This window comes from Segniliparus rugosus ATCC BAA-974, from assembly GCF_000185725.2.
GTDB classification, from domain to species: Bacteria; Actinomycetota; Actinomycetes; order Mycobacteriales; family Mycobacteriaceae; genus Segniliparus; species Segniliparus rugosus.
Map to the genome: position 1 here is coordinate 462482 of NZ_KI391954.1, position 22632 is coordinate 485113.

Sequence of the window (22632 nt, forward strand, 5' to 3'; positions counted from 1 at the left end):
AAGGATGTGCTGGTCGATGGCTGGTCCGGCAAGCTAAGTAAGGCTACCCAAACAAAACCAAGGCTACCCTATGTTACGCTTTGGCTTCGACCCGCCCGCCAACGAAGCCGAAGGAGCAGATGTGACCGAGCCGCCGATCGCCTTGGAGGACATTCGGGATCAGGTGGCTGGCTTGTTGGGGGTGCCAGCCGAATCGCTCGCGCAGGACGACGACCTCATCTCGTTCGGCCTCGACTCGCTGCGCATGATGTCGCTCGCGGGCAGATGGCGCAAGCGCGGCTTCGCCGTCGGGTTCGCCGAGCTCGCCGCGAACCCGACCCTGCGGTGCTGGTGCGATATCCTGCGGGCCGCGCCAAGGCTTGAGACGCGGGCCGCGCCCGCCGCCCCCGAGCCGGAGGCGCAGGAGTCGGCCGAGCCGTTCCCGCTCGCCCCGATGCAGCACGCGCAATGGGTCGGCCGTGACGGCGGCCAGCGCCTCGGCGGCGTCGCCGCGCACCTGTACGTCGAGTTCGACGGTGCAGGATCGGGCGGAGCCGGGATCGACCCGGACCGGCTCGCCTCGGCTGTGGACCAGCTCGTCCGGCGTCATCCCATGCTTCGGGTCCAGGTCCTGCCCGACGGCACGCAGCAGGTGCTGCCCAAGCCGAAACTCCAGATCTTCGAGGCTGTGGATCTGCGCGAAGCGGACGAGGACGAGGCGAGGCTCCGCCTCGCCGAGATCCGCGAGGCGAAGAGCAGCCAGACCCTCGCGGTGCACGAGGGCCAAGTGATCGACGTCCTCCTCGTCTCGTTGCCGGGCGGGCGCAGCAGGCTGTGCCTGGATGTGGACATGATCGCGGCGGACGCGATGAGCTACCGCGTGCTCGTCGCCGATCTCGCCGCACTCTACCAGGGCGAATCCCTCGAAAAACCTCAGAAGGACTTTCGTCGGCACCTCGTCGAAAAGCTCGCGGCCTGCGATCCCGCCTCGGAGGCGGACCGGCTCTGGTGGGCCGGGCGGCTCGAGGAGCTGCCGTCGCCCCCGCAGCTGCCGGTCGTGGCCGAGGCGGACTACGCGCCGGACGCGCGCACCGTGCGCCACCATCATTGGCTCGCCCCCGAGCGCAAGGCCGCGCTGTACGCCCGATGCCACGAGCACGGCGTCACCCCGGCGATGGCGCTCGCCTCGATCTTCGCCGCCGCGGTCGGGAACTGGTCGGCGAACCCGAAGTTCCTGCTGAACCTGCCCCTTTTCACCAGGGAAGAGACGGAAGCGGGCCTGGACAGGGTGGTCGGCGATTTCACCTCCTCGGTGATGCTCGGCGTTGACCTTTCCGCGCCTGCGACGGTCGGCGAGCGCGCCCACGAGGTGCAGCGCGCGTTCCACGAGGCGGCGGCGCACAGCGCGTACTCCGGCCTCTCGGTGCTGCGCGACCTCAGCCGCCTGCACGGCGAGCAGGTGCTCGCCAACGTGGTGTACACGAGCGCGATCGGCCTCGGCGAGCTTTTCGCGGACTCGGTGACCCAGACGTTCGGGAGCCCGGTCCACATCATCTCGCAAGGCCCGCAAGTGGCGCTCGACGCGCAGGTCACCGAGGTCTCCGGCGGGCTGCTGCTGAACTGGGACGTGCGCGAGCCGTACTTGCGGCCTGGGGCGGCCGAGGCGATGTTCGCCTGGTACACCGCCGAGGTCGACCGGCTCGCGGACAACGCGGAGCAGTGGTCGCGGCCTTCTGGGGCCGGTGCGGCTTCCAAAGACCAGCGGGCGGCGCGCGATGCGCTGTTCGATCCTGGTCCGGCCCCGCAGGGCTCGGGCCAGACGCTGCACGGCGGTTTCTTCGAGTGCGCCGAGGAAAACCCCGACGCGGTCGCGGTGATCGCGCAGGACGGCACGACCACGAGCTACGGAAAGCTGCGCGAGCAGGCGCTCGCGGTCGCGGGCGCGCTCGTGGACTCCGGGGTCAAGCGCGGCGACGCGGTCGCTGTCGCCCTGCCCAAAGGCGCGGCGCAGGTGCCCGCCCTCCTCGGGATCCTCGCCGCTGGCGCGGCGTACGTGCCGGTCGGCGTGGACCAGCCGCCCGCCCGCCGTCAGCAGATGGCGCAGACGGCGGACGTGCGCGCGGTGATCGCCGCGGCCGATGAGGACCTTGCCGCGCCCGGCGTGCCGGTCGTCGCGTTCGCCCGTGCGGCCGAGCATTGCCGTCCGCTTCCCCAGCCGGTGCCCGTCACCGGGGACGATCTCGCGTATGTGCTCTTCACCTCGGGTTCCACCGGTGTGCCCAAGGGAGTGGAGCTGCGGCACGGGGCCGCGATGAACACGCTGGAAGATTTGGTCTGGCGGTTCGAGATCGCCGAGAGCGACCGTTGTCTCTCGCTGGCGGCGCTGGAGTCGGATATGTCGGTCTTCGACGTCTTCGTTCCGCTCGGCGTCGGCGGCGCGGTCGTCGTCATCGACGAGTCCTCGCGCCGGGAGCCCGCGACGTGGGCGCGACTGGTGGAGCGGCATGCTGTCACCTGCGTCAACTGGATCCCCGGATGGCTCGACATCCTGCTCGACACGCCGTCTGGCGACCTCGGCTCGTTGCGCGTCGTCCTGCTCGGCGGGGATTGGGTGAGCGTGGATTTGCCGCGCAGGCTGCGCGAGCGCGCTCCGCGCTCCCGGTTCGCGGGGCTCGGCGGAGCCACGGAGACGGCCATTCACGCGTCCGTGTGCGAGGTCGACCAGCCGCAGGACGGCTGGCTCTCGGTGCCGTACGGCCGCCCGCTGCGCGGAATGCGCTGCCGCGTGGTGAACGCGCGGGGCGAGGATTGCCCGGACTGGGCGGTGGGCGAGATCTGGTTCGGCGGCCCCGGCATCGCCGAGGGCTACCGGGGCGATGCGGCTCGCACGGCGGAACGTTTCGTCCAGCACGAGGGGATGCGGTGGTACCGCACAGGCGATCTCGGCAGGCATTGGCCGGGCGGCACCGTCGAGTTCGTCGGACGCGCGGACCATCGGGTCAAGATCAGCGGCTACCGGGTGGAGCTCGGCGAGGTGGAATCCGCGCTGCGTCAGGCTCCTCGGGTGCTGCGCGCGGTGGCGTTGGCGCTCGGCGAGCCGACCGCCCGGATGGGAACTCGGATCGCGGCCGCTGTCGCGGGCGCTCCGGGCAACAGGCCCGACACGGACGAGGTGCTCGCCGCTCTGGCCCGGTCGATGCCGCAGCACATGGTTCCGACGCAGCTGCTCGTGCTCGAATCAATGCCGCTCACGGACAACGGGAAGCTCGACCGTGCGGCGGTGCGCAGGCTCTTGGAAGAAGCCGGGCCGACGCGGAGCCAGCGGGCCCCGCGCACCAAGCTCGAAGCGGCGCTCGTGCGCATCCTGCACGACGTGCTCGGCCGCGAGATCGGAGCGGAGGAGGACTTCTTCCGTTTCGGGGTCGACTCGATCTTCGCGATCAAAGCGGTGGCGCGGATCCGCGACTGGCTCGATTCCCCGTCGGCGGCAGTCGCGGACTTCTTCGCCGCGCGCACGGTCGCAGGCTTGGCCCGACGGCTTGCGGAGAAGGACGGCGAGCCGGGGCGGCTCGAACAGGTCGCCGAGGTCTATCTCGAAGTAGCGGATCTGTCGGAGGACGAACTGCTGGCCCAGACCAACGAAGAGGAGAGCTATGCCTGAGGATCTGTTGGAGCGTCGGCGGGAGCTTCTGCGGCGCCGTCTCGCCGAACAGGGGCTGACCGCGCGGGCCGAGCAGGCCCCGCCCTCGGGGCCCTCCGCTGCCCAGCGGCGCATGTGGCTCGCGCAAAACCAAGACCCCGAGTCGAGCACGCTCAATATTTGCCTGGGCTTTCGGCTGGTCGGCGATCTGGACGCCGTGGAGCTGGGCAGGGCCGTCGCCGAGGTCTCACGGCGGCACGAGGCGCTGCGCACCACCTTCGAACTCGGCGCGGACGGGGAGCTGCGCTCGCAGGTCCACGAGGAGCTGTCTCCGGCGTTCGCGTTGCACGACCTCTCCGAGCTGTCGGAGCCCCAGAGCCGAGCGCAGCGCCTCCAGGTGCTCGCGCGGCGGGACTTCGCCCGCCCCTTCGACCTTTCGGCCGAGTCGCCGCTGCGCGTCAGCGTGTTCCGGCTCGGGCCCGACGAGCACGTCCTCGCTTTGACCGCCCACCACATCGCGTGGGACGACGACTCGTGGTCGGTGTTCTTCCACGATGTGGACGTGGCGTACCGAGGTGGCGAGCTGCCTCCGCCCGAGCCCGAGCCGGAAGCCTCCCCGGCTTCCGCGCAGAGCGTCGCGTACTGGCGCGACGAGCTCGCCCGGCTTCCCGAGCCGTTGGAGCTGCCCGGGGCGGCCGGGGCGGGCTCCGGTTCGTCCCCGCGCGCCAACCGGCACGAGGTCGAGGCTCCGGCGGAGCTGGCGGCCAGGCTTGAGGAGTTCGCGGACGAAGTGGGGGCCACCTCGTTCATGGTGCTGCTCGCCGCGTTCGCGGCAACAGTGCGCAGGCATTGCCCCGCGCAGGGCGCAGAAGCCGAGAACGTCTCGGAGTTCTTCGTCTCCGTCCCCGTCGGCGGCCGGGGCGGGTCCGGGTCGCGGATCGGTTATTTCGGCAACGTGCTGTTGCTGCGCTGCTCGGTGGACGCGGCAGACTCGTTGCGCTCGCTCGCGCGGCGCACCCGCGAGCTGTGCCTCGCCGCGTTCGCCCACCAGGACCTCGACCTGAGCGAGGCGGTGGCGGTGGGAGCGAAGGGGAGCGCGGAGGCGGCGCGCGTCGGGTTCAGCGTCCGAGGCGCGGGGGAGTGCCTGCGCATCGGCGGGATGGCGGCAGAGCGGATCGACCTGCGCTCCCCTGTGACGCAGCTGCCGTTGTCCGTCGCGGTGGAGCAAGGCGCTTCGGGGGCCGTGATCGAGGTGGAGCACCGCGTCGACGTCGTGCCGGACGAGGTTGCCGCCGGTTTCGCCCGCCGGTACGCGCGCCTGCTCGCGGGCGCGCTCGCGGAGCCCGACCGTCCGTTGTCGCAGATCGATCTGCTCGGGGCGGAACGCGCCGAAGAGATCGCCTGTTCCTGCGGCGCTCCCGCCGCGCCAGAGGCCCGGTTGCTGCACGTCCTCATCGAAGAACGGATCGCAGCCGCCCCGGACGCGGTCGCGCTGGTGTGGGACGGCGGCGAGTCGCGCTATGGCGAGCTTGGGGCCCGCGCGAACAGGCTCGCGCGTTGGCTGGTTGGCCGGGGCGTCGGCGCGGAGGACGTGGTGGCGTTGCAGCTCGGTGTCTGCGTCGAGTTCATCCCGGCCGTCCTCGCGGTGCTCAAAGCCGGCGGGGCGTTCGTGCCGGTTGACCCCGCGTATCCGCGCGAGCGGATCGAGCACATGCTCTCGGACGCCCGCCCCAAGCTCGTGCTCGACGCCAAGGCGCTCGCCGAAGCCGAGGCCGAGGCCGAAGGGCTCGCCGACCACGACCTCGACGACACGGACCGGGCGCGCCCGTTGCGTCCTGAGAACCTCGCCTACATCGTGTACACCTCGGGCTCCACAGGGAAGCCGAAGGGGGTGGCGGTGGCGCATCGGGAGATCGCCGCGCACATGCGGGGGATGGCGGACAACTACGGGCTGGGCGCTGAGGACCGGCTGGTCCAGCTGACCTCGGTGAGCTTCGACGCGTCCTTCTTCGAGATCTTCACGCCGCTCATCGTCGGCGCGAGCGTGGTGGTGCCGGAGCCGGGGGTCGCGACCGACGTCCCCGCGCTCGGCGCGCTCGTCGCCAGGCACGGGGTGACGGTGATGCATATGGTCCCGTCGCTGCTCGACGCGATCCTCGCGCTGCCAGAGGCGAGCGCGCTGCGGACGCTGCGCCGGGTGCCGGTCGGCGGCGAGGCGCTCAGCGGCGAGCTTGTGGCGAAGGCTGGCGCGCTGTGGGGCGTCGAGCTCGACAACTTCTACGGCCCGACCGAGGCGGTGGTGTGCGCGACCGGGCAGATCGGGGTCCGCCCGGCCGGCGCGGCCCTCGCCCCGATCGGCAAGCCGCTCGCCGGGGCGCGGGCGTACTTGCTCGACGACGCGCTCGAACTCGTCCCGTCGGGGGTGGTCGGCGAGATCTACCTCGGCGGCGAGCATCTGGCCCGTGGCTATTTGGGCTCGCCGGCGCTCACGGCGGAGCGGTTCGTCGCAGACCCGTTCTGCCAAGGCGCGCGGATGTACCGCACGGGCGATCTCGCCAGGCGCAACGCGGCTGGACAGTTGGAGTTCGTCGGACGGGCGGACGAGCAGGTCAAAATCCGAGGGTTCCGCATCGAGCTCGGCGAGGTGGCCGCGGCGGTTGCGGCCCATCCCGACGTCGCGCAATGCGTCGTGGTCGCGGCGGATCTGCCCGGCGCGGGGAAATCGCTGGTGGCCTATGTGACTCCGAGCGAGGGCTCGCTCGAAGTCGCGCAGATCAAGGCACAGGCCGCCACTGTGCTGCCCGCGCACATGCGCCCCGCCGTGGTGATGCAGGTCGACCGCATACCGCTCACGCCGAGCGGGAAGCTCGACCGCAAGGCGCTGCCCGAGCCGCAGGCCGCCACGTCGGTGGAGTTCCGCCCGCCCGCGACTGAGGACGAGCGCCGCCTCGCGGAGATCTTCGCCAGCGTGCTCGGCGTGGAGCGGGTCGGCGCGGACGACTCGTTCTTCGACTTGGGCGGGCATTCGCTCCTCGCCACCCGCCTCGTCGCGCGGATCCGGGCCGAGTTCGGCTTCGAGGTGCCGGTGCGCGCCCCGTTCGACGCGCCGACCCCCGCCGAGCTCGCGGCGATGCTGACGACGTGCCGCCAGTCGGCCGAGGGAGCAGCGTTGACGCGCAGGCCGAGGCCGGAGCGGGTGCCGTTGTCGTACGCGCAGCTGGCCATCTGGTTCCAGCAGCGCCTAGTCGGCGGGACGGTGTTGAACATCCCGTTCGCGGCACGGCTGACCGGTCCGCTGGACGTTGCCGCGCTCGCCGCCGCGTTCGGCGATGTGCTCGAGCGTCACGAAGTGCTGCGCACGACGTTCCCCGAAGCGGATGGCGTCCCGTACCAGCTCGTGCTCCCCCCGGCTCCGTTCGAGTTCTCCGCCGATGTCGCGGACCATGTCTTCGACCTCGCCCGCGAGCTGCCGATCCGCGCCGGGCTCGTGCGCAACGGAGCTGAGGAGCACGTGCTGACGATAGTGGTGCACCACATCGCCGCGGACCACTGGTCCGCGGGGGTGCTGTTCGCCGACCTGAGCGCGGCGTACCAGGCCCGCCTCGGCGGCCGCGCGCCGACGTGGGAGCCGCTTGCGGCGCAGTACGCGGACTTCGCGCTGTGGCAGCAAGAACGGTTCGCCGGATCCGGAAGGGACGGCAAGCCGGAATCTGCCGAGCACTTCGACTACTGGGTCGAGGCGCTCGCGGGAGCGCCGAGGCGGATTGATGTCGCCCACGACAAACCTCGGCCCCCGGTGCTCGGCGTGGCGGGCGGGTCAGTCGAGGCCAGTGTGCCTTTTGCTGTCGTCGGACGACTGCGCGAGCTCGCCCGCGCCGAGTCGGCGAGCGAGTTCATGGTGCTCCAAGCCGCTGTGGCGCTGCTTTTGCGCCAGTTCGGCGCGGGCGAGGACATTCCTATCGGCTCGCCGGTCTCGGGCCGCTCAGATCTTGGCGCGGACGGTTTGGTCGGCGTGTTCGCCAATATGGTGGTGCTGCGCGCCGATGTCTCAGGCGATCCGACCGCGAGGGAGCTGGTGCGCCGGTCGCGGCGGGTCTCGCTCGACGCGTACCAGCACCAGGACTTGCCGATCGAGCGGTTGGTCGAGACGATCAGCCCGCAACGTTCCCGCTCGTACAACCCGTTGTTCCAGGTGATGATGCATTACCGGGAGGCCGAGACCGAGCTGCCCGCGTTCGGCGAGCATCTCGCGGCGCAGATGCTGCGGCTCCCGTTCGGCACGGCGTACCTCGACTTGAGCTTCAATTTCTTCACCTCGGCGGAAGAAGTCTCCGCGAGCATCGTCTACAACACCGACCTGTACGAGCGCGCGACGGCGCAGCGGCTCCTCGCGGAGCTGCTGCGCGTGCTGGAGGTCTTCGCGGACGATCCCGACTCGCGGGTCGGGGCTTCCGCTGGCGCGCCGCTCGCGCCCGCTCCGGTCATCGAGGAGTCGTACGACGACAGCCCTCCGGCCACGCCGACCGAGCGGACGCTCGCGGCGCTGCTCGAGGAGTTGTTGGAGATCGACGACATCCGGCGCGGCGACGGGTTCTTCGCGCTCGGCGGGGACAGCGTCCTCTCGGTCCAGTGGGCTCGTCGGGCGAACGACGCGGGTTTGGCGCTCACTCCGCAGATGGTCTTCGAGCACGCCTCTCTCTCCGGCCTCGCCGCTGCCGTGGACGCGGCAGACCCCGCGCAGGAGCAGAACGGCGATCGCAGCCACGCGCCGATGAGCGTCTCGGGTCTTTCCGAGGACATGCTGGCTTCGCTCGCCGAATCGTGGCAAGCGCCTTGAACAGAGACGAAGGAGACAGAAGATTTAGGTTATGCTAACCTAATTCACCTGGTAAGGTTTCCGCTCGACACATCCATCCGCCCCCTCCGCGCGTCGTGTCGGCACGTGCCGTATCGGCGAGCGGTTCAAGGAGAAAACAGCATGGCTCTCACGCGACACCCGCAGGGGTGGGTCCGGCAATTCCACCGGCCCGCCGACCCGAACAATCCCCTTCTGCTCGTCTTCCCCCACGCGGGCGCGGGGGCTTCCGCGTACCGCGCCCTCTCCAAGGCGCTCAGCGAGCGCTTCGACGTCGTGATCTTCCAGTACCCTGGCCGCCAAGACCGGGCGGGGGAACCGGCGCTGCTGAGTTTGCCCGAAATCGCGGCCGGGGCGTTCGAGGACTTCCAGGCCGCCGGGCACCGCCCCGGCGCGCCGATCATGACGTTCGGGCACAGCATGGGCGGTCTGGTCTCGTTCGAGTTCGCGCGGCTCGCGCAGGAGCGGGGAGTCGCCGTGCCGCAGCTCGTCGTTTCGGCGGCCATCGCGCCGTGCCGCGCCGCCGAGAAACCCTCGCACCCGACCGGGGACGAGGAGATCCTCGACCATCTCGGGCGGCTCGAAGGGACCGACACCGCCATCTTCGCCAATCGGGATCTCATGCGCGCCGCGCTCCCCGCGATCAAGGGCGACTACCAGGCGTTCGACGCCTACTCCTGCGCCGAAGGCGTCAAAGTGTCCTCCCGCGTCCACGTCCTCGGCGGCGACGCGGACCCGGTCGTCACGATGCGCGACCTCTACGACTGGGACAAGCACGCAGACGACGTGCAGGTGACGGTCTTCAGCGGCGGTCATTTCTATCTCAACGAGCATATGGACGCGCTTTCGCGGCTGCTGGTCGAGGCGGCGCAGGGGCAGCAGGCTGGCACGGGGGCGGCGCGGTGACGGCGTACGCGGCGCAGGAGGCCGAGCCCATCGTGATTTCCGGCATGGCGGTCGAGGCTCCCGGCGGAGCCGCCACCCCCTCGGCGTACTGGTCCGCGCTCGCCGAAGGCCGCGAGCTGGTCGGCCCGTTCCCGCGCGACCGGGAATGGCCGCTCGAGGAAGTGCTGTCCCTCTCGCAGCTGGACGGGTGGAGCAATGTCGCCGACGCGGGCGGATTCCTCGACGATGCCACCGTGTTCGACCCCGACTTCTTCGGCATCACCAAGCGCGAGGCCATCGCCATGGACCCCCAGCAGCGGGTCGGGATGCGGGTGGCGTGGCGCGCGTTGGAGAACGCGGGAGTCAACCCCGGCGATTTGGAAGGGTCGGACGGCGGCTGCTTCATCGGGGCCTCGCCCCAGGAGTACGGCCCACGCGCGGGCGAGGTGAACGACTACAACGGATTCCGGATCGTCGGCGGCGGCCAGCTGGGCGTCGCGGGGCGGGTCTCGCACTGTCTCGGGCTGATCGGACCGTCGATGTGCATCGACTCCGCGTGCGCGTCCTCGCTCACCGCGCTGCAGCTGGCCATCAGCGCCGTGCGCTCGGGCGAATGCTCGTGGGCGTTGGCGGGCGGGGTGTCGGTGATGGGCTCTCCCGGCGGCTTCTACGAGTTCTCCAAGAGCAACGCGCTGTCGGTGGACGGGCATTGCCGCGCGTACTCGGACGAAGCAAGCGGGACGCTATGGGGCGAAGGGGCGGGCGTCGTGCTCGTCGAGCCGGAGTCGCGCGCCCTCGCGGCGGGGCGCCGCGTGTACGGGCGGGTGCTCGCCGTCCGGACGAACCACAACGGCAAAGGCAAACACATCCTCGTGCCCCGCATGCACGCGCAGCTGAACCTTTTCCGCGCGACGATCGCCGCGTCCGGGGTCGATCCGGTCGACATCGGCATGATCGAGGGCCACGGCACCGCCACGCGGGTGGGCGACCCGATCGAACTCCTCGCGCTCCAGCACGCGTACGGCGCGGCGGGATCGTCGGCGCTGGTGGGATCGTCGAAGTCGAACGTCGGGCACGCGCAGGCGGCGGCGGGCATGCTCGGCCTGATCAAGCTGCTGCTCGCGGGGGAACACGGAGCCGTGCCGCCGACTCTGTTCGCGGACAAGCCGACCACGAAAGTGGAGTGGGGCATGACCGGCCTCCGGCTCGCCGACCGGCTTGTCCCATGGGAGCCGAAAGACGGATTCCGCTACGGCTCTGTGTCGTCGTTCGGCGCGGGCGGGGCCAACGCGCACGCCATCATCGCAATGCCCGCCTGAGAGGAGGCACATCATGCACACGCACCGCCTACCAAACCGCTCCATCCCCGTGCTGCTGTCGGGAGACTCCGTCGACACGGTTCGCGCCGAAGCCGCAGCCTTGCACTCCTTCGTCGTCGGCCATCCCGAAGTCTCGGCGCAGCAGGCCGCCGACGCGGTGTTCGGCACCAGAGTCGCCCGCAGGCAGCGCGCCTTGGCCATGGTCGCCGACCGCGAGGAGCTGATCAGCGCGCTCCAAGCGGTCAAGGACGGAGTCGCCCATCCGCTTGTGGTCCAGTCGGACGCCCCCGCCTCGGCGAGGCGGACGGCCTTCGTCTTCCCCGGACAAGGAGCGCAGCGGGCGGGGATGGGCCGTGTCTTCTACGAGCAGAGCCCCGCGTACCGGGCCGAGGCGGACCGCTGCGCCCAGGCCTTCGAGGCGCAGCTCGGCATGTCGCCGCTGGACTACCTCGTGCGAGAGGACGCGCCGGAAGACGACCGCGCGCGCGTCGCCCAACCCGCGTTGTTCACCCAGATGGCGGGCCTCGCCGCGATGTGGCGGGCGGCGGGGGTCGAGCCCGCGTTCACAATCGGGCACAGCCAGGGCGAGATCGCCGCGGCTTACGTGTCGGGCATGGTCACGCTGCACGACGCGGTGAGCGCGGTGGGGGTCCGCTCGGCCTTCGCCGACGACTTCGCCGGCGGCGACTACGCGATGGCGGTCGCCGCCGTGAGCCGGGACGTCTGCGAAGAGGTGCTCGCCCGCAGCTCCGGCTGGGCGCAGCTGTCCGTCGTCAACTCGCCGAACATGATCGGCGTCTCCGGCGACCGCGAAACCCTGCAGGGCTTTGTCGACGCCCTCGCCGAACGCGACGTGTTCGCCAGGATGATCCGAGTCCGGTTCCCCGCGCACACCAGCGAGATCGCCCGCCTCGACGAGCGCTTCGCCGCCGCCATCGACGGCGCGCTCGACCACCGCGTTTTCGCCGAAGCCGCAGTCGCCTGCGTGGGCTCGACGTTCGGCGGACCCATCACGCCCGAGTTCCAGCCCGGCGAGTACTGGTTCCGGAACCTGCGCAACACGGTGCGGTTCGACAAGGCGGTCGCTTCGGCTGCGCAGCTCGGGGCCGATGTGTTCGTCGAGCTCGCCGCGCACCCAACGCTGCGCATGGCGATCCATGAGAACCTCGGCGAGCGCGCCGGGGACGAGGGCGCCGTGGTCGGCACGTCCAGCCGGACCGCTGTGGGCCTTGACGAATTCGTCCGCAATCTCGCGACATTGGCTGTGCGCGATCTGCGCTACCGGTGGGACCGGTTGCGCGAGGAGGTCCCGGGCCCGCCGCCAGCTCCGTTGGCCGATTTCCCGAACGCGCCGATGCGGCGGCTGCGGTTGTGGCTGCCGTATCGGACGGCGGGCCAGCAGCCTGTCGCCGCTCCGGCCCAGTCCCCGGCCCTTGCCGCCGAGGCGCGGCGGGAGGCCGACGGGTCCGATGCGCGCTTGCTCGCCGAGAGCTGGGTCCGGCTGTCGCAGCGTTCGATGACCCGGCCCTCCGCCATCGGCCTGATCGACCACACCGGCAAATGCGCCGCTTCGGCGGCCGCGTTGCTCGCCGCCGCCGAGAACTACGGGGCGACCGCGCGGGTGATCGAGCCGTCGGACGACACGGCCGGGCTCGACACGCTCGTCGTGCTGCTGCCTGCGGCCTCGGACGAGGAAGCCGCGACAGCGGTGGCGGACACCGCGTCGTTCTTCGGCGACCGCGCGTGGTGGCCGGAAGCCGGGGCGCGGGCTTGCTGTCTTGTGACCATCGGCGGAGAGTCCGTGACCGAGGCCGACCGGCCGCCGTCGCTCGCGCACGCGGCCGCGAGCGCGGGTTTCCGCAGCGTCGGCGTGGAGCGCCCCGGAGTCTCGTTCCGCCATGTGGACCTGGACTGCGAGCCGTTGCAGCCGGGAGCCGCCTCGGCGCTCATAGCCGCCCTGCACACGGCGGGCGAACCAGAGCTTGCGCTGCGCGGCTCGGAGGTGTACGCGAAGCGGCTGGTCGAGACGAGCCACGCGGAGCAGCCGGTCGGGCGGCCCGACCATGTGGTGATCACCGGCGGCACGGGCAAGCTCGGAGTCGAGTTCTGCGAGCACTTCGCCGCCCTCGGCGCGAAGCGGATCTCCCTGGTGAGCAGGTCCGGGGCGGCGGCGGGCTCGGACCGGCTTGACCGGATCCGCGCGGCGACGAGCGCGAGGATCGAACTGGTCGCGTGCGATGTGAGCGACAAGGACTCGGTGTCCCAGCTCGCGCGGACGCTGCAAGACGCGCCGGTGGACCTGTTGGTCCACGCGGCGGTCGATTACGCGGACATCGAGCTGGAGGACATCACGACGGAGAAGGCACGGCGCGTCTTGGACGCGAAGGTGCTGGGCGCGGCGTGGGCCTGCGAGGCATTGCCGCGCGCCCGCGATTTCCGCGTGGTGCTGTGCTCTTCGGTCGCGGCGACCATCGGCGGCCGAGGACAGGCCGTTTACGCCGCCGCGAACCGCATGCTCGACGCGCTCGCGACGAGGCTGCGCGCCGACGGTACGGCGTGCGCCTCGGTGCAATGGGGGCAATGGGAAACACATATGGACCTCGGCGCGCACGGTTTGAAGAAATTGGCGGGCTCCGGCATCCGTCCGTTGCGGCCCGCGCAGGCGCTCGCCCTCGGCATGAGCGGTTCCGCCGCGAACTTCATCGTCGCGGCCCTCGATCTCGACCAGGCGCGTTTCGTGTTGGAGCCGTACGGCTACGGCCCGCTGCTCTCCGGCCTGGTCGCGACGGCCGCTCCCGCCCAAGCCGCCGAGACCGGACAAGCCGGACCGGCCAAAGGAGGCGGGCCCGAATCGTTGCTGGCGATTTTCGCGGACGTCGTCGGCGACGGGAGCGCGGGCAGCATCAACGTCGACGCTCCGATGGTGGCGCTCGGCTTGGACTCGTTGCAAGCTTTGGAGCTGCGGCGCAGGGTCAAAACGGAACTCGGCCACGACTTGTCGATCGCCGATATGCTCGCCGGGGCTTCGGTCAAAGACCTGATGGCGCTGTTCGCCAGCCCCGAGGCGGCGCGATGACGACAGCAGCCGAGGGCGCGAAACAACAGCAGAAGGCCAGGATCGAGGACGTCCTCGCGCTCAGCCCCCTGCAAGGCGGGCTCTTCTCCCTCGCGAAGCTCGCCGGGGACGAGGCCGACATGTACACGGTCCAGCTGGTCGTCGACATCGAAGGGCCGTTGGACGCGGGCTTGCTGCGGCGCAGCGCGCAGGCGGTGCTGGACCGGCACCCGAACCTCCGCGCCTCGTTCTGGGACCGGGATCTGCCCAAGCCGGTGCAGATCATCCCGTCGTTCGCGGAACTGCCCTGGCAGGAGCTCGACATCGCGGCCGAGGATCTCGACGCGGCTGTGGCGGAGGACCGTGTCCGACGGTTCGACCTCGAACGGGGGCCGGCGCTGCGCTTCCTCCTGTTCACGCTGCCGGACGGCACGCGCAGGATGGTCTTCACCGTCCACCACATCCTCATGGACGGCTGGGCGATGGCGATCTTCTACCGGGAGCTGCTCGCCGTGTACGCGGCGGGCGGCGACACGGGAGGGCTGCCCCCCGCCCGCCCGTACCGCGACTACATCGGCTGGTTAGAGGCTCGCGACCATGCCGAGGCGCTCGCGGTGTGGCGAGAGCATCTCGCCGGGGCGAGCCCGCTCCTTTTGTGCGAGCCCGCCGAGGCTTCCTCGGAGGCGCTCGCCCCGCAGAAGCACACCGCCGCGCTGGACGAGGACGAGACCGCGCGCCTCGTGGAGTGGGCGCGGGCGCAGGGCATGACGCTGAGCACGATCACGCAATACGCCTGGGCGGTGCTGCTCAGCAGGCTCAGCGACCGCAGCGACGTGGTGTTCGGCGTGGTCGTCGCCGGTCGGCCCGCTTCGCTCTCGGGCGTGGAGTCGATGGTGGGGCTGTTCATCAACACGACGCCGTCGCGAGTCCGGATCGATCCGTCGGCTTCCGTGCGCGAGCAGTGCGCCCAGTTGCAGCGCGACGCGTCGCGGTTGCGCGATGTGGATTATCTGAGCCTGTCCGAGACGCAACGCGCCAGCGGGCACGGCACGCTCTTCGACACGCTCTTCGTGTACGAGAACGCGCCCATCGGCGATGCGACGCAGGCCGCCCTGCTGCCGGGCGGAGTCCGGCTGCGCCCGCTCGGGCTGGAGACTTTGACGCATTACCCGCTCACCGTGGTGCCGCTGCTGTTCCAGAACCGGCTCGAAGTGACGATCGAGGCGTTGCCCGGCGTATTGCCGGCCCCGGCCAGCCTGCTGGGGGAGCGGTTGCTCTCCATCGTGCGGCAGATGCCGGCATGCTTCGACGGGAGCCCCGACGACCTGGACGCGCTGCTGCCGGGCGAGTGCGAGCAGATCCTCGCGGCGAGCGTCGCCCCCGGCCTTCCCGCCCGGAGCGCTCCGGACCAGGAGCAAGCCTCCGTCGCGGAGATGTTGTGGGCGCACGCCGCGCAGACCCCGGACGCGGTGGCGTTGTCCTGGTCGGGCGGCTCGCTCACCTATCGGGAGCTCACGGACCGAGCGGCGCTCCTCGCGGCCCGGCTCGCCGAGCGCGGTGTCGGGCCGGAGACAGTCGTGGCGCTGAGCCTGCGCCGTTCGCCGGAGTTCGTCGTCGCGCTCTTCGGCGTGCTGGCGGCGGGCGCGGCGTACGTGCCGCTCGACCCCGCGCTGCCGGAGGCCCGGCGCGAGTCGATCCTGCGCCAAGCGGCCCCGGCGCTGGTCCTCGCCGAGGGCGACCCTGTGTTCGAGGCGGTCGGCGCGCCGCTCGCCGCGCCGGTCCGCGTGCATCCCGACCAGGCCGCGTACGTGATCTTCACGTCTGGCTCCACCGGCGAGCCGAAAGGCGTCGTCGGCACCCACCGCGCTCTGGCGAGCTACGTCCGCGACCACTGGGAGCGGATGCTGCGCCCGGCGCAGGAGCGCCTCGGCAGGCCGTTGAAGATCGCGCACGCCTGGTCGTTCAGTTTCGACGCCTCCTGGCAGCCGCTCGCCGGGCTTGTGGGCGGGCACGCGAACCACCTCTTCGACGAGGAGGAGATGCGCGACGCGCAGCGCTTGGCGGACGGCATCGCCCGCCACGGCCTCGACATGATCGACACCTCCCCGTCGATGCTCGCGCAGCTCGACCTGCCGCAGCTCTCGGTGCTCGCGCTCGGCGGCGAAGCGCTCAGCCCCGCGCAGTGGGCACGGCTCTCCGCCCTGCCGACGACCGAGGCGCACAACTGCTACGGGCCCACCGAGACGACGGTGGAGACACTGGTCGCCGCAGTCGCGGAGCATGCGGTCCCCGCCATCGGCCACCCGACGGCGGGGATGGCCGCGTACGTGCTCGACTCCGGTTTGCGCCTGGTCCCAGACGGCGTAGTCGGCGAGCTGTATGTGTCGGGGGCGCAGCTGACCCGCGGTTATGCCGCGAACCCGGCGCGCACTGCGGAACGCTACGTCGCGGACCCGTTCGTCCACGGCAGGCGCATGTACCGCACGGGCGACCTCGCCCGCAGGCTCCCTTCCGGCGCGGTGCAATGCCTTGGTAGGGCCGACGAGCAGGTCAAGATCCGGGGGCATCGGATCGAGCTCGGCGAGGTCGAAGCCGCGCTGTTGGCGTTGCCCCAAGTGCGCGCCGCGGCGGTGGCCGCCGTGGCGCGTCCGAACGGGGACGGCGTTGGCTCCTCGTCCGGCGGCGGGCTAGTCCTCGCCGCCTGCGTGGTGCCGAAAGAGGGCGCGTTCGAGGACTTGCCCGCTTCGCAAGGGCAAACGTCCATGACTCCGGCGGCGGCGCGGTTGCGCGCGGCGCTCGCGGAACGGCTGCCCGGCTACATGATCCCGGCCCGCCTGGTGGTCCGCGACCAACTGCCGCTCACCGCGAACGGCAAACTGGACGCGAGCGTGTTCGCCGATATGGCCGAGGCCGAGGGCGAGGAGCCGAGCACGCCGACGGAATGCCTCATCGCGGGCCTTTTGGCGGAGCAGTTGGGGGTCCGGTCGGTCGCGGTGGACCAGGACTTCTTCGATCTCGGCGTTGACAGCATCACCGCTATCGCGCTGGTGGGCAAGGCCAGGCGCGGCGGCGTGCGCATCACGCCCCGCATGATCATGCGGGCGGGCACCGTCCGCGCGCTGGCCGCCGAGGCGGAGAGCGCTGTCGCGGCGGCGGCTTCGGCCGACCCGCTCGAACCCGCGCCGCTGCTGCCCGTGGGGCGTTGGTTGGTCGAGCTCGGCGGGTTCCGGAGGTTCGGACAGTGGCACACCATCCGCCTGCCCGAACAGATCGGCGTGGAGCAATTGCGCACGCTGCTCCAACTGCTTGTGGACAGTCATCCGATGCTGCGCTCCCGGCTCGACGGCGAGCTGCTGTCGCCCGCGCCCGTCGGCTCTGTCCGGGCCGAGGACTTCCTCCACGTCGGACACGATCCCACCCGAGAGGCGCGGGCCGCGTTGGAGCGGCTCGATCCGGAATCCGGGCGCATGGTGCAGGCGGTGTGGCTCCCCGATGACGGGCGGCTCATCCTCGTCGTGCACAGCCTGGTCGTGGACCCGGTGTCCTGGCAGATCATCCTCGGCGAGCTCGCGCAATGGTGGACCGAGCTGGAACGCGGCGAGTCGCCTGGTCCGGTTGCGGAGGTCACGAGCTACGCGCAATGGTCTCAGGAGGTCGCGAAGTCCCGCGCCGACCACAAGCAAACCGAAGGTCTTCAGCGGTATGAGGCTCCGTTGGGCAATCGGCGGCTTCGCCAAGGGCAGGACACGATGGCGGGCGTCCGGTTCACGGTCCAGCGCCCCGAGACGATGGTCTCGAACGAGCAGTTGCTCGAGGCGCTCCACAGGACGCTCGCGAAATGGCGGGGCCCGGTGGCGGTGGCGGTCGAGTCGCACGGCAGGCCCGACGAGCCGTGGGACACGTCCTCGACGGTGGGGCTGTTCGCGTCGATCTCGCCGCTTGAGCCCGCCACACAGGTGCTGTTCAACTACCTCGGGCGAATCGTGGTGGCAGGCGCGCAGGAACGCCCCTGGCAGGTAGTCGTGAACTGGGATATTGCGGATGATCTCAACACGCCGGAGCCGGATCTGCCGATACGCCATGAGCTTGCGCTCCTCGCGGCGACGGTCGAGGACGGCGACGGCCCGCGCTTGGTGTGCACATGGCGTTGGCACAAAGACATCTTCACCGAGGAGCAGATCGCCGAGCTGCAAGAGATATGGGACGAGTCGCTCAGGAGCCAAGCATGACCACGCTCGCTATCGTCGGAGCCGGGCCGAAGGCCGTCGCCGTCGCGGTGAAGGCGCGCGTGATGCGCGAGCTCGGCCTGCCCGCCCCGGACGTCGTTGCGGTGGAGTCCCGGTCGGTCGGCGCGCATTGGACGGCCGACGGGGGCTGGACGGACGGGCAGCAACGTCTCGGCACCAGCCCGGAGAAAGACCTCGGCTTCCCGTACCGCCCCGACCTCGCCGACGCGATGCTGCGCTACAGCTGGCAGGCGTACCTGGTCTCGCAGGGCGGCTTCGCGGACTGGGTGGACCGGGGCAAGCCCAACCCGAAGCATCGGACGTGGGCGGATTACTTGCGGTGGGCGGCCCGCAAGGCGGAGCTGCGGGTGGTGACGGACACGGTCACGTCTATCGGCTGCGAGGACGGGAAATGGCGCGTCCGGGGCGAGCAGACCGTCTTGGCGGACGCGCTCATGCTGACCGGGCCGGGCAGCGCCGAACGTTCGTTGTTGCCGGGCTGTCCGCAGGTGCTCAGCGTCGCGCGGTTCTGGCAGTTGGTGCTGCGCCGTGAGTTGCCCGAATCGTTCCGGGTCGCGGTGATCGGCGGCGGGGAGACCGCTGCCGCCGTGGTGAACGAGCTGGTCGAGCATCGCGAAATCGGGGTGGTGACCGTGGTGTCGCCGAATCCGACCGTGTACACGAGAGGCGAGAGCTACTTCGAGAACACGATGTACAGCGATCCGTCCAAATGGATGGCGCTCTCGCTCGCGGAGCGGCAGGAGCTGATCCGCAGGACGGACCGGGGTGTCTTCTCCGCCCACGTCCAAACCGAATTATTGCGAGACGACCGGGTCAGCCACATGCGCGGGAGGGTCGGGTATGCGGCGCAGAACGGCGGGCGGGTGGATCTGGCGATCCGAAACCCCGGCCGCCCGGACGCGACGCACACCTTCGACCTGGTGGTGGACGCCATCGGCGTGCGCCCCCTGTGGTTCTTCGACGTGTTCGCGCAGGAGGCGCTCGACCGCGTGGAGCTGGCGGTGGGCTGGCCGATCACGCAGGAGTCCTTAGAAGCTTCGATCGGGCACGACATGTCGGTGTCGGGGCTGGAGCCGAAGCTCTTTTTGCCCAATCTCGCCGGACCCGCGCAAGGCCCTGGCTTCCCGAACCTGAGCAGCCTCGGCCTTTTGTCCGACCGTGTGCTCGGCGGGCTGATCGAGGGGGCGGAGGCTCCAGGAGCCAGCAGGGCCGCCGCGTTCTCCGGATGAGTGCATTGCTCCGGTAGGCAGCGCTCGCGAGCCCGTTGTGGTGGCGGAGCGCTGGCCCGTTGGAGGACTGGTCTCGTGGACCGCGCAGTCGGGCGCTGGGGCACTTCTTGCAAGCGTGAGCGAGCCTGGGGTGTTGTCTCGCTGTTTTGTCGCGGGTGGACTCGCTGGGATGAGGTCGGGGGCGTCCGGGCGCGCGCGGCGCTTGGTGTGGGGGAGGTGGGGGAGGTGGGGGGCGCGCAGACGATCTGGCTCAGCCGGGTGCGGTGGTGTAGGTTTCGCCGGTGGGGGATGTCCATGTGACGGCGCCGTCGGGGTTTTGTGTGTCTCGCCATCCGCTGTGGGTTTTTGCTCGGTGGTGGTGTCGGCAGAGTCGTTTTATGTTTTGGGGGACTGTCTGCCCGCCTGATTCTGGGTTTTGGTGGTCGAAGGGGTTCGTATGGTCGAGTTCTGTTCTCGCTCGGCGGTGGCAGCCTGGGAATCTGCAGTGCCCGTCGCGGGCGTTGACGTGGGTTTCGACCGCCTGGGTCGGCTTGTACTGGTCGGGGGTGGTGGTGAATTTGATCCGCTTCGCCGCGTTGGCGAGCATTCGGGCCAATTCCGGGTCGATGGGTGATCCGTTGAGCCAAGCGGGGAGGTCGGAGAGGTTGGCGAGGACGGCGAGGTCCACGACGAGTTCGACGGGTTTGGCCTGGGGCGCGGGGCGTTGGGCGGCTTTGCACGTTTCTTTGCCGCATTCGCAGCGGAGTTTGTCTTCCCCGTTCCTGGCGAGGGCGGCGAGCGCGTCGGCCCGGCGGGTCCACATGGCGCGGGGATCCCCAGGGCAGACGGTCCTTGCGGCGGCGTCGAGCCGGTCTTTCACCAGGGCGGCTTCCATGAGCGGCATGGTGCCCCAGATTTTCGCCATCCCGTCCCCGATGGGTTGGAAGAACAAGCCTCGTCCGGCGTGCGCGCGCTCGCGGCGTTGTTTCGTCCATTCGGAGTCCCAGTGGATGTATTGGGCCTCGATCAGGCCCTGGATCTTGGACTGCGAGCACAAACGCCAACGCGGAGCCCGCTCCGCCAACCAGGTGTCCAGCTTCTCCCGCCACCCCGCAGGAGCGGACTCCAACGACTTGCCCACCAAACGGGCGACCTTCGCGGTGACCTCCCCGGCGGCGAGCCTCGCGCCGAGCTTGGGGTAGTGCTCGGTCATGTTCTTCGCGAACGACAACATATTTTTGGCCTCGCCGGACGAGACGCCAAGAGCGGGGGCGAGTTCGAGGATCGCCGCCTCACGCGTGGAGAAGGTGAAGATCCCCTTCCCGCCCTGACGCTCCTCCGATAACTTCCGCCGGGCGATCCGCTCCGCCGCGTCCGCCACCAGCTCGGCCTTGCGGGCCAGCAGCACCGCGTCCAGGCGCTCCACTTCCCGCAGCGCCGCATGCACGTCCTTCATATCCGCGCACGCGTCCGGCCGGAGGCTGGAAAATAACTCCTCCGACACGATCCCCGTCGTGCTGATCATACGTTCGATTCTACCAGAAAGTGCCCAAAGTCACAACGGAAAAAGAAGAAAAACTTGAGGCCGAATAGACTGCTTCGCAGCACACGTGTTGCAGTCGACGAGCAGGAAGGAGCCGCGCGGTGTCGAGCCGATCCACGGGTTCCGCCTCGGCCCTGGACCAAGAGAACCGCCTGCTGCTGGCGGCTGAACGGACGAGGTTGGAAGCGGAGCGCGCGAGACTGCGGCGAGTGCTCGCGGCGCAGCGATGCCCCGGCTGGTTCAACAACCGCGCCTCCGATCTGTGGTACGCGCAGCGCAAGCTCGAAGACCTCGCGGCCATCGAGCAGGCACTCGCCGAACATCCGGAAGCCCAGCTCGTGTTTTTGGACATGCGGTTCGGAGCGCGGGGGAAAGCCGCGATTGCGGTCGGCGACATCGGCGCGGCGGACCGGATCTCCGTCGCTGTGCCGGGGATGAACACGACGCCGGGCCGGAGCATGGTGGACATGGCGCGCGAGGCGAACGCGCTGCGCGACTGCGCGACTGCGATCCTGCGCAACCAAGGCTCGGGCGAGACGGTGGCCTGTGTCGGCTGGATCGGGTACGAGACCCCGCACGCCGAGCTTGACCTGAGCATGATGCGCAGCAGGCGATTCGGTCCGGGCTGGGGCGACGGGGCGGTGGGCGCGCTGCGCCTGTTGAGCGTCGGAAAAGCGAGGCGGGGGGCGGTGGAGCTGGCCAGGTTCCTGATGGGGCTCGGCCTCCTGAGGCACAGCCCCGAAGGGCACGCCGACGCGCCGACGAAGCCCGCGCTCACCGTCCTCGGGCATTCCTACGGTTCGCTCACCGCGTCTTTCGCCCTGCAGTCGCTGCCGAAAGGCGTGGTGGAAGACGTGGTGTTCTTCGGTTCCCCTGGGATCAAGGCCAAGACCGTCGAACAGCTCCACATCGAGCCGGGGCACGTGTTCGCCATGCAGGCCGAGGGCGACATGATCCGGCGGGCGAGCGGCTGGTTCAGCGATCCCGTGGTCCAGTCGTGGTGGATCCAGCGGCTCTCGACCAGGGCCGCGGTCGGGCCGGGGGACGGCCAGCATCACGACGGGGCCGAGGGCCATGCGGATTACCCGAGGCTCGGGGCGAACGGGCAGCTGCGCATCACCGGCTACAACATGGCCTGCGTGCTCGCGGGCCGTCCGGACCTCGCCGTGCGCGGAGTCTGAGCGGAGGCGGGCGCGGTCTACCGGGAATGTTTTTCTCAAAAATTAGCTTGAACGTTCAAGCTGTGCGCTGAGGGCCCCGATGGTTCCCCTCGCATGGTTCGTCGATCAAGAAAGGAATGTGACATGTCCGCCAAGGTTCGTGATGTCGGGTTGTTGCTGGCGAGGTTGGGCTTCGCGGCAGCGCTGCTCCCCCATGGGTGGCAGAAAGTGCATGACTACGGGTTCTCCAACGTGGCCGCGAGTTTCGGGCAGATGGGAGTCCCGCTCCCCGAGCTCTCCGCCGCCGTCGCGATTGTCGGCGAGCTGCTGGCCCCGCTCCTCGTGGCGTTCGGCCTGCTCACGCCGTTCGCCGGAGCGGCGACGGGCATCGCCATGGTGGGGGCGCTGCTGACCGCTCCGGGCCATTTGTTCAAGGGGCCGCACTTCAGCGGCGGTCTCGCGAATCTCTTCGACCCCAATGCCGTGCCGGGATGGGCGGGCGCTCCGGCGTTCTTCTTCCTGCTGCTCGCGCTCGTGCTCGCGGTCGCGGGTCCGGGCAAGCTCAGTTTGGACGAGGCCCTCTTCAAGCGTTCGGAGTGGTTCGCCGAAAAAGGCTGAACTCTGCGCGACGCATCCGCCCGGCATCGACGGTCTGGTCGAGGCCGGGCGGATGCGTTTTCCGCCAATGGATGCAAGGGCGGGCATGGGGTTGCCCGCATCGAGAGTTTATGTAATGCTTAC

At 70.2% G+C, this 22632-nt stretch carries 10 protein-coding genes; 9 read left to right on the top strand and 1 reads right to left on the bottom strand.

Annotation, left to right across the window (positions count from 1 at the left end; genetic code table 11):
• The first annotated feature begins 70 nt into the window (after positions 1–70).
• From HMPREF9336_RS12150 to HMPREF9336_RS12180, 7 genes are all read left to right on the top strand, one after another.
• Complete coding sequence (locus HMPREF9336_RS12150) at positions 71–3640, top strand: non-ribosomal peptide synthetase (protein ID WP_007467402.1); 3570 nt, start codon at positions 71–73, stop codon at positions 3638–3640.
• The gene (locus tag HMPREF9336_RS12155) at positions 3633–8456 is read left to right on the top strand and encodes a non-ribosomal peptide synthetase (protein WP_007467403.1); all 4824 of its coding nucleotides are present in this window, start codon (positions 3633–3635) and stop codon (positions 8454–8456) included. The genes HMPREF9336_RS12150 and HMPREF9336_RS12155 overlap by 8 nt, the downstream gene beginning before the upstream one ends.
• A 141-nt stretch (positions 8457–8597) precedes the next feature.
• Positions 8598–9380 carry a thioesterase II family protein gene (locus HMPREF9336_RS12160; protein ID WP_007467404.1) on the top strand — a complete coding sequence of 261 codons (783 nt, stop codon included), beginning with the start codon at positions 8598–8600 and terminating at the stop codon, positions 9378–9380.
• Complete coding sequence (locus tag HMPREF9336_RS12165; protein ID WP_007467405.1) at positions 9377–10678, top strand: beta-ketoacyl [acyl carrier protein] synthase domain-containing protein; 1302 nt, start codon at positions 9377–9379, stop codon at positions 10676–10678. Before HMPREF9336_RS12160 ends, HMPREF9336_RS12165 begins: the two co-directional genes overlap by 4 nt.
• Positions 10679–10691: 13 nt before the next feature.
• On the top strand, positions 10692–13754 hold the full coding sequence (gene nbtC, locus HMPREF9336_RS12170) for a nocobactin polyketide synthase NbtC (RefSeq protein ID WP_021030594.1): 3063 nt from the start codon (positions 10692–10694) through the stop codon (positions 13752–13754).
• On the top strand, positions 13751–17962 hold the full coding sequence (locus HMPREF9336_RS12175; RefSeq protein ID WP_007467407.1) for a non-ribosomal peptide synthetase: 4212 nt from the start codon (positions 13751–13753) through the stop codon (positions 17960–17962). The genes nbtC and HMPREF9336_RS12175 overlap by 4 nt, the downstream gene beginning before the upstream one ends.
• A complete protein-coding gene (locus HMPREF9336_RS12180) occupies positions 17959–19209 on the top strand; it encodes a SidA/IucD/PvdA family monooxygenase (protein WP_007467408.1) in 1251 nt (416 codons plus the stop codon). Before HMPREF9336_RS12175 ends, HMPREF9336_RS12180 begins: the two co-directional genes overlap by 4 nt.
• A 250-nt stretch (positions 19210–19459) precedes the next feature.
• Here the strand turns inward: HMPREF9336_RS12180 and HMPREF9336_RS12185 are convergent, their stop codons facing one another.
• Positions 19460–20713, bottom strand: coding sequence for an HNH endonuclease signature motif containing protein (locus tag HMPREF9336_RS12185; RefSeq protein ID WP_007467409.1), 1254 nt, complete (start codon positions 20711–20713; stop codon positions 19460–19462).
• Positions 20714–20832: 119 nt separating this feature from the next.
• Here HMPREF9336_RS12185 and HMPREF9336_RS12190 point away from each other — a divergent pair, with 119 nt between their 5' ends.
• The gene (locus HMPREF9336_RS12190; RefSeq protein ID WP_007467411.1) at positions 20833–21912 is read left to right on the top strand and encodes an alpha/beta hydrolase; all 1080 of its coding nucleotides are present in this window, start codon (positions 20833–20835) and stop codon (positions 21910–21912) included.
• 123 nt (positions 21913–22035) lie between these two features.
• On the top strand, positions 22036–22509 hold the full coding sequence (locus HMPREF9336_RS12195; RefSeq protein WP_007467412.1) for a DoxX family protein: 474 nt from the start codon (positions 22036–22038) through the stop codon (positions 22507–22509).
• Positions 22510–22632 lie beyond the last annotated feature (123 nt).